Origin of the sequence: Cupriavidus sp. CuC1, from assembly GCF_044627735.1 — a bacterium.
Classification (GTDB): Bacteria; Pseudomonadota; Gammaproteobacteria; order Burkholderiales; family Burkholderiaceae; genus Cupriavidus; species Cupriavidus ulmosensis.
In genome coordinates this window covers 1-8,277 of the sequence record NZ_JBIUHC010000265.1, presented here as the reverse complement: position 1 = coordinate 8,277, position 8,277 = coordinate 1, and the positions used below count along the sequence as shown (strand labels likewise).

The 8,277-nt window shown below is 57.4% G+C and carries 6 protein-coding genes and 1 pseudogene; 3 read left to right on the top strand and 4 right to left on the bottom strand.

The features are described 5' to 3' along the window. Positions 1-383 precede the first annotated feature (383 nt). Entirely contained in the window at positions 384-1,403 is a 1,020-nt protein-coding gene (locus ACGLHR_RS49490) for an Ldh family oxidoreductase (RefSeq protein WP_400103188.1), read from the bottom strand. 690 nt (positions 1,404-2,093) lie between these two features. Here ACGLHR_RS49490 and ACGLHR_RS49485 point away from each other — a divergent pair. Next, a complete protein-coding gene (locus tag ACGLHR_RS49485) occupies positions 2,094-3,053 on the top strand; it encodes a LysR family transcriptional regulator (RefSeq protein WP_400103186.1) in 960 nt (319 codons plus the stop codon). 152 nt (positions 3,054-3,205) lie between these two features. Beyond that, complete coding sequence (locus tag ACGLHR_RS49480) at positions 3,206-4,177, top strand: Bug family tripartite tricarboxylate transporter substrate binding protein (protein ID WP_400103184.1); 972 nt, start codon at positions 3,206-3,208, stop codon at positions 4,175-4,177. A gap of 369 nt (positions 4,178-4,546) precedes the next feature. Here the strand turns inward: ACGLHR_RS49480 and ACGLHR_RS49475 are convergent, their stop codons facing one another. The 3 genes and pseudogenes from ACGLHR_RS49475 to ACGLHR_RS49465 all read right to left on the bottom strand — a co-directional run. Then, positions 4,547-5,119: an L-dopachrome tautomerase-related protein gene (locus tag ACGLHR_RS49475; RefSeq protein WP_400103182.1), complete on the bottom strand. Its 573-nt coding sequence runs from the start codon at positions 5,117-5,119 to the stop codon at positions 4,547-4,549. Positions 5,120-5,230: 111 nt separating this feature from the next. Continuing rightward, positions 5,231-6,022 (bottom strand): alpha/beta fold hydrolase, encoded by a 792-nt coding sequence (locus ACGLHR_RS49470; protein ID WP_400103180.1) that lies wholly within the window; start codon positions 6,020-6,022, stop codon positions 5,231-5,233. A 396-nt stretch (positions 6,023-6,418) separates the two neighbouring features. Further along, positions 6,419-6,964, bottom strand: a pseudogene (locus tag ACGLHR_RS49465) (aldo/keto reductase); the annotation flags it as partial. 149 nt (positions 6,965-7,113) lie between these two features. On the opposite strand from ACGLHR_RS49465, the gene ACGLHR_RS49460 reads away from it, so the two are divergent. Next, entirely contained in the window at positions 7,114-8,025 is a 912-nt protein-coding gene (locus tag ACGLHR_RS49460; RefSeq protein ID WP_400103178.1) for a LysR family transcriptional regulator, read from the top strand. Positions 8,026-8,277 lie beyond the last annotated feature (252 nt).

The window sequence follows — 8,277 nt, the reverse complement described above, 5'->3', positions numbered from 1 at the left end:
GTCGCGCGCCTGGGCCGGCGTGGCCACCTCGGCGTCGAGTTCCCGGATGATCCGCGCAGCGCGCTCCACCATCGGCGGGTCCGGCTCGCGGTCAGTTCTTCTTTCGTCATCATTCCCCTGGGTTGCAGAACCCTCGCACTTGAACATCTGACTTGATGGCAAGAATTCTAGGGAGCGGGGGTATGACTGCATAGGCGGCCTGATGGCAAGGATCCTTGCTGCCAAAGCAAAGGTCTGCGCGGACTGGTTCTGCATTAGAGACGCCGGCAACACGCGCCTACTCGATCGAGAGCGGCACAATTCCAAGGAAGACGCGTTGGACCCTCTCCGCGGATATCCGCTTCCGGAGTTGTTGGCCGCAGCGATAGCCTGGCGCGCGTCCGTCACTCACGATCACTGAGGATGGCGTCGAACCTTTCATAGACCTGCCGTGATAACACGATGCCTTGCTCCCGCAGCAGTTCGCGTTCCCGGAACGCCCGCTCTGATGGGATGCGGATTTCATCGACACCATCCTGGCGCGGTCGGGTCTTGATGAATGTGAGCAGCTCGGACAGTTCCGCCTTGAACTGATCGGGCGGCATCAGTAGCCCGGGATCAAATGCAATGAACAGGAATCCGAAGTCGCACACCTGCCCGTTGCGCCTTTTCGCGCCAGCGAGCAGGCCGAGCGCCTGGATTGCAATCGACATGCCATAGCCCTTGTGCCCTCCAAAGGGGCCGATTCCGCCTTCCACCATCTCCTTGGCCCGCCGGGTCGGCCGACCATCCCTGTCGACGCCTAGCGCGTCGGGGAATTCCTCGTCCAGGAAGGCTTTGAGCAACACCTCACCCCACATTGTTGAAGCCGTACCCATGTCGAAAATGAAGGGGTCAACCTCACCGGGCAACGCGAATGCGATGGGGTTGGTACCCAGAGCCGGCCGCTTTGCTCCTACCGGGACCACGACGGGCGGGCTGCTGACGGTATGAATGCCGACGAATCCGGCGCGCGCGATCTTCTCCAGGTAGTACGCGTTGCGGCCGCTGAACCAGCTATTCGCCACGGCTACGACTGCAATGCCAGACCGGCGTACCTTCTCTATTGTGACCTCGGTAGCACGATTGACAGAGAGGTACCCAACGTGATTGCCACCGTCGAGCAACGCCGAAACGGGGGTTTCGTGGATCACAGTTACCGGAGTCCGCGGCTTCTTCAACTCTGGGCTGTCCGCAATCGCGAGAATTCGTGGCAGACCGGCAAATGCATAGCCGCTTATGGCGTTGCTCACTAGGTGGTCAGTGATAATTTCCGCTTCCTGCGGGGTATAGCCCAGCTTAACAAGAACTTTACTGCCCAGGTCGGACGCGTCGTTGACCGATAGCCGTATGGTGTCATCGCTATTTGGGTGGGTTACGTTCACAGTGGACTCCTTTGCATCGGGTGGAAGCGGGCAACCTTGACTCTTAGCGCCATCGGGGGAGCATTCGGCACTATCGAATCTACTTCGCTCCATCGACCGCGGAAACGCGCGAGCTATAGACCGCGGGCCCTCGCGCCCTTTCACGATCGCGCGATAGGCGGCGCTGCCAGCGGGACCGCGGATCTTGCGGCAAACCGGGTCGCAACCATGTCAAGAAATTTCCACGACTTGCACATTCCCTACAGGGCGCAATGGTGCGACTGCGGGAGGTGCGGGCCGTGGAAAATTGATGCATGACAATATAAGCGAGGCATCTGCGCCGCAATCCACCCAATCGGCAAGGTCCTTCCCAGAAATCGCAAGAATCGATGCGCGGCGTCCGGCCACGGCCGGTACTGGTCTCGGCGGAATGCTCTTTCGCTATTTCAGTCCGTCTCTCCCATATCGGGAGAATGTTCCACATCCACCTCTTGAATTGGAGCCTCAATGCTCTTGTAGGGCGTGGCGATGGCCCGACGCCGGCCCGACGAGGATACAATTAAGTGACGAGCCGAGCACCGTGTATACTTAAACGACCACCGAGACGGCACTTGCATAAGTGCTTGGCGTTTCCGCGCTCGGTGCGATAAAAGGCACACCCCTTCTAGCAGACTGGAGGAGGGTGGCTGGCCAGACAGGGGACAAGGTAGCATGGACGAATTCACGCGTATCCAGACTTTCATCAAGGTTGTCGAAGCGGGAAGTTTCTCGGCAGCGGCCCGCCGCGAATCCTCCATCAGTTCGGTCGCGCGCCAGGTGAAATCTCTCGAGGATGAGCTGGGCGTGCGACTACTCAATCGTAGTACCCGCAGCCTTTCACTCACCGAGCCGGGTCGGCGGTTTTATGAACGCGTCTGCGTCATCGCCAATGACCTCAATAACGCCAAGTCGGAGGCGACGTCTTTCCAGGAAAGCGTGAAGGGTGTGCTGCGAGTCTCCTTGCGCGTTTCCAGCGGAACGACCATTATCGTGCCGGCGCTGCCGAAGCTGCTGGAACAGTATCCAGATCTAAGCATTGACATCTCCTTGACGGATGAGAGGCTCGACCTTGTCGCCAACAATATCGACGTGGCGGTGTGGATGGGCGACATTCCAGATTCGGAGATCGTAGCCAGACGTCTGAGTCCCAGCCAGCGAATCGTGTGCGGGTCTCCTAGCTATTTCGAGCGGCATGGAGTTCCCCGGATGCCGTCGGACCTACGCGAGCACAATTGCGTCCTGTTCACAGCCCGTTCGTATGGAAACGTTTGGAGATTCACCAAGGATGGCCAACATGAGGAGATTGAGGTTCAAGGGACTGTCTGTTCGGACAACGGTCTGGTGCTGCTCTCGGCTGCGATGTCCGGGCTCGGCCTGATCGTGGTACATGAATGGATGGTCCGCTTACCGATAGCGCAGGGTGCGCTGGTGAGAGTGCTAAACGACTTTACGGTGAACCCCAAGGCCGGCGACGCTGAGCTTTACGCGGTATATCCCAGTAGCCGGGGGCTTTCTCGCAAGGTGCGTGTATTCGTCGACTTTCTGGTTGCGTTGTTTCGCGGCGCGGAAGCCCTGACCGACGCCGGCGCTCTGCCGCCCTCAAGAGCTGACGTCAAGCGTGCACCGGCATAGGAGCTGCTAACCGGAACGGTCGCTTCCCACCGCGCGCAAAGCACCTTACTGCCGAGGCAGGATGCGCAGGTCCATGCCAACAATTAGAATTGCCTCTGCAAGTCTGCAATCGTGCGTTTGATGTACGAGATGCTGATGCAAGGAGACAATGGATGAATCGCACTCGAAGATTGATGCTCGGGGCTGCTGCAGCAATACCTCTGCTTGGAATGGAACGGGCTTTCTCACAGCAATATCCCTCGAAGCCGATAAGGATCATCATTCCGGCATCCGCAGGCACGTCAATCGACGTTACGGCGCGCTACATCTCCGAGCCGCTGTCAAAGCGCTTGAACACACCGGTCTTGGTGGAGGACCGTCCTGGAGCCGGTGGGCTTCTGGCGTATGCAGCGGCTGCGAGGGCTTCCCCGGACGGTTACACGCTCGTGTTGGCCGGCATTCCTATGTACTTGTTACCGCTGCTGTCCGAGACGCCTGCCTCGTTCGACCCACAGAAGGACTTTGTCCCTGTCGCGCGGGTGGCGCGGTTGCCTCTGGCCGTGGTGGTGCCAGCGGACTCGCCCTATCGCACGCTTTCCGACCTTATCCGCGCGATGAAGAGCAAGCCTGGCGAGGTTACCTACTCGTCACAGGGCGTCGGCAGTACGGCGCATCTTTGTGGTGTGGTGCTGAACGATATGAGCAAAACGAGTGCTCAGCATGTCGCCTCCAAGGAGACGACCACTGCAATCACCGATGTCGCGGGCGGGCGCATCGCCTTTACCTGCCAAGGATCGGCCGGCGTGCTTCCCATGATCAAGGCAGGCAAGTTGCGCGCCCTCGCGGTGACCGGGACAAAGCGGTGGAAAGTACTTCCGGATATTCCCACTGTCGCGGAAGCCGGCATACAGGGCTTTGAGCTCTCGTCGTGGCTAGACTTCATGGCTCCTGCAGGGACGCCCGCGCCGGTTCTGCAGGTCCTGTCAGACGAGATCAGTCGCATCGCTCAGACAGCCGCGTTCAACGAATTTTGTGAGAGACAGGTGATCTTCCCAGAGGTGTTGGGGTACAAATCATTGATGGCCGACATGCACAATGAAGCGGCCAGGTGGAAACGGATCGTTCAACTTGCGCGCGGCTCGTGAGACCATCACCCTGCGCCTACCCCTGCGCGTGCTCCCAGTCTTTCACACCGCAGTTTTGAGTAACCTGGCGGCGGGTGGGGGATCTCCAACACTTCCTTGACTCGCTTGTTCAGAAAGTAGAATTACCGGAACCAATGAAGGGCATGGACGGAATTACACTAGTCGATGTTAATCACCTTGTTGTGACGGTCAATTTGGGTTCCGGAATGGCGATTAACCTCGCTTCCGAAGATAGTTGGGTATCTGCGAAAATCGTAAAGAGGGAACACAGCGTCAGCACTTTTCCGACGTCAGCCACAGTGTCGGGAAAGGACGTTTGGGTATTAAACTCACGACTCGACACGCTCTTCGACATAAATTCCCAAAAAGTCAATGACTTCCTTCTCCATAGGTTCTGAGAAAATTGATTTTGGCGAAGATCGACACGTTGCCCTTACTGCTGATGCGATATATAACGGCCGCGTGGCTATCGGTAATATAGGCATTTCCATCGGCATCCACAGCCACGTCGTTGGCTAGATGGGCACCTCCTTTCAACGTTGTGAGGTCGTAGTAACCGAGGCGCTTTCTCGTCCGAGTGTTGTATACCGCGACGGCGGAAAGTTTGTTGGTGGTGGCGGGCGACGAATGTTCGGCAGTTCCAACATCGCCGATTAAAACCCAAATCCTATCATGCGCATCATCAATACGCAGACCAAATGTCGAAACGAGTCGAGGATCATCGATGTATGGGGTATATTTCCCACTCATGCTAACCGTTCCCACAGTCCCATGAAACACGGAGCTGACAAAGAATTTACCCAGATTCTCTGACCAACTTATGCTTTCCGGATAAATCATCTTTCCAGAAAAACGGATAACATTAGATCCGTCTGCGGAACAAGCATTTGCTGCAAGTAAGAGTGCAGTGATAACAAATGATTTAATTTTAAAATATGTCATGTCATCTTGCAATTTAGGCAGGATGTGTTGATCGATACTCCATTGTCAACGGTGAGCGGAGTGCGATTGCCACCGCTCACCCCAACGGCATCTGCTGCGACAGTGGCACAGCTACGACGCGAGCAACATTTCCGCTACTTCTTCCGGAAGCGAGACCATTGCGTCGTGGCCGGTGGGCAACTCAGCGTATTTCCATCCGTGCTCTTTGGCGTAGCGTGCTGACGGCTCGATGTTTGGGAGCGCAGGGTGTGTGCAACGGATGAACCGCTTGGGAAGATTGCCACCGGGCGGCCCCTTCAGGACCAGCGGCGTGTCATAAGGTTTGAAGGGCATTGGCGTCAAGCGGCGGTCGACTGAAGCGACCTGGGCCGGGTCGGAAAGCCCGAAGGCGGTGGACGACGGAGGTGCAATCGCCTGTGTGCCGGCCACGTCAATCACTGCGCTCATGCGGGCCTTGCGAAGATCCGGCGGCGCCTCTCCGAGAATCGACACGCCGTTGGATCCCATTGGGGCGTCCAGATAGACCATGGATCTGATGCGATCAGGCATAAGGTCCGCCACCCCGCTGATCACGAAGCCACCGAAACTGTGTCCGACCAGGACTATGTTATTGAGCTCCTCCCACTCGATTACTGCCGTAATGTCGCGGATGAACGTGTTCAGATCGATCGCCGGGTTCATAAGGTGCGCGCGTTCGCCGACTCCTGTGAATGTGGGCGTAAAGACACGGTTCCCGTGTGAACGCAGGATCTCCGCCACCGGACCCCAACACCATCCGCCGTGGAAGGCACCATGGACGAGCACGAAGTCCCGTCCATCTGCTGCTCTGGCTTGCCGGGGTTTCAGCGTGGCGGCCACCAGAGGGACATTCGCGGCAACGGTTAAGAGCTTTCTGCGATTCATTTTTCTTCCGTGGTTTTGTAAATGGGTGAGTGTTGAATAGGAGACGTTGATAGCCTCTCATCAGCAGGCGAGCGAGAGACGGCTGTCCGCACTAGCTTGCTGCATGCTGCTCTGCTTCGAAAAGTGGCAAGTCTGCTTGTCCAATGGACATTCCTGCTGGGCCGGTCAGACAGCAAAAAAAAGCCACTTGAGCCACTAGGCTACACAGCATCATCGTTGTGATGCAGCGGCCGGCAGACTGGTGGATCCAGGTCGCCACTTGCGCCCTAGAGACACCTGTCAGAGACCGAGCATCTCCATTGCCTTCTGTGGGTAACGGGCCCCTTCAATCTTGATCGCGGACGCTGCACTCTCGATATCCGCTAGATCTATATCAGTGAGCTTGACGTCGACCGCAGGATCGCGGGTCCACATGGAGTACTCGCACTGGAGCGCCGTTATGGGATGGACGGCGTGAGCACGGCGGACGGTCTGTGCGCCGGGCTCGCAGAGACCGAAGTGCTTCACCTTGCCCTCCTGAATCAGGTCTTTGACTGTACCTGCAACGTCTTCGATCGGCACGTTCGGGTCGACACGGTGCTGATAGAACAGATCAATAACTTCAACCCCAAGCCGTTTAAGGGAGGTTTCCGCCACCAGCTGGATGCGCTCGGGAGTGCTGTCAAGGCCTTTCGATGCATCACCGTCCTTGAACCCAAATTTCGTCGCGATGACGACCCGCTCCCGCACTGGGGCAAGCGCCTCACCGACAAGCCGTTCGTTGTCTTCGCCATAAGCCTCTGCTGAGTCGAAGAAGGCTACACCCTGATCGACTGCGGCACGGATGAGCTTGATGCCGTCCTCTCTGTTGGTAACGGGACCATATCCGAAGGTCAGCCCCATACAGCCCAACCCCATTGCCGAAACTTCGAGACCGTTAGATCCAAAATGCCGCTTTTGCATGATGTGCCTCCATCGACCTTTCGGAACGCGGCGTTTGCGCCGCAACTCCTCCTGACGTGAATGTACCGCGTGATGGATTTATCGATTAGGGGGGCGATGTGGCATGCGCCTATTATAATAAGTTATGAAACCTTGACTTGGGATGCAGCATGAAGCGCGAAGACCTCGGGGACCTGATGAATCTGCTCGTGATCGCCGAGGAAGGCAGCTTCACGCGGGCAGCAACGAGGCTGGGCATTTCACAGTCGGCCCTCAGCCAGGCAATGCGGCGCCTTGAAGGGAGATTGGGCATTCGTCTCCTGAATCGAACGACGCGAAGCGTCGCGCCAACTGAAGCGGGAGATCGGCTGATTGAAACACTGCGTCCGGCCCTGGATGAGGTTTCCGAGAAGCTTGCCGCTGTGACATCGATGCGCGAGAGAATCGGGGGCACGATCAGGATCCTCACACCGGAGCGAGCGGCTCGAACGGTGTTATGGCCGACGATCAGCGCGATCGTGACGGAGTACCCGGACATCAATATTGAACTGATTTTGTCAGGCCGTCTGACTGACATCGTTGGCGAACGTTGCGACGCTGGCGTCAGAATAGGCGAGGAACTCGTAAAGGACATGATTGCGCTTCCAATCGGCCCGATGCTCCGCATGGCGGCAGTGGCGTCATCGGATTACTTAGCCAAACGCGGCATTCCGAAGACCCCGCACGATTTGGCATCCCATGCATGCGTCGCTTATCGGCGATCGGAGTCGAGCTCGGTCTACGCTTGGGAGTTCGGTAAGGATGGGAAAAAGGTGAAGACCCGTCCTCATGGCCAACTCATTTTCAACGACTCGGAATTGTTGATTGCCGCAGCGCTTAACGGACACGGCATTGCCTTTGTCCTTGAAAGCAGCGCTGTGCCTTATCTCGATGACGGGTCGCTGATACGGGTGCTTGAAGATTGGAGTGAACCCTTCCCCGGTTTCCATCTCTACTATCCCAGCCGTCGGCAGAATTCGGCAGCGTTCGCATTGTTTGTCGAACGGGTGCGGTATCGGGAGGCGAATCTGCAGCCGGGCTAGTTGAGCGCTCAATCAAGGATCGAGCTGACGGATCGGCGCGAAATATGCGCCGACTTGCGGGTCCGTCATATTTGACCCTGCAGTGTGGCGCAGCCAGTAAGGAATGGGGCTGGCAAGGTCCTTGGCCCTGCTCTTCCATTCGGGTCCGCGGGCGGAGCAGGTTGGGCACCGCTGTATCGTAAGCGCGAAAATAAGCACACCTAGCTTTTGCTGCTGAGAGTGGGCAGGCTTGCGTCCGCAACCACTATTTGC

Bases quoted from the DNA above. Each gene is read 5' to 3' on its own strand.
- ACGLHR_RS49485 (WP_400103186.1), top strand. From the start codon at position 2,094: ATGGACGAATTCACGCGTATCCAGACTTTCATCAAGGTTGTCGAAGCG.
- ACGLHR_RS49480 (WP_400103184.1), top strand. From the start codon at position 3,206: ATGAATCGCACTCGAAGATTGATGCTCGGGGCTGCTGCAGCAATACCT.
- ACGLHR_RS49475 (WP_400103182.1), bottom strand. From the start codon at position 5,119: ATGACATATTTTAAAATTAAATCATTTGTTATCACTGCACTCTTACTT.
- ACGLHR_RS49470 (WP_400103180.1), bottom strand. From the start codon at position 6,022: ATGAATCGCAGAAAGCTCTTAACCGTTGCCGCGAATGTCCCTCTGGTG.
- ACGLHR_RS49460 (WP_400103178.1), top strand. From the start codon at position 7,114: ATGAAGCGCGAAGACCTCGGGGACCTGATGAATCTGCTCGTGATCGCC.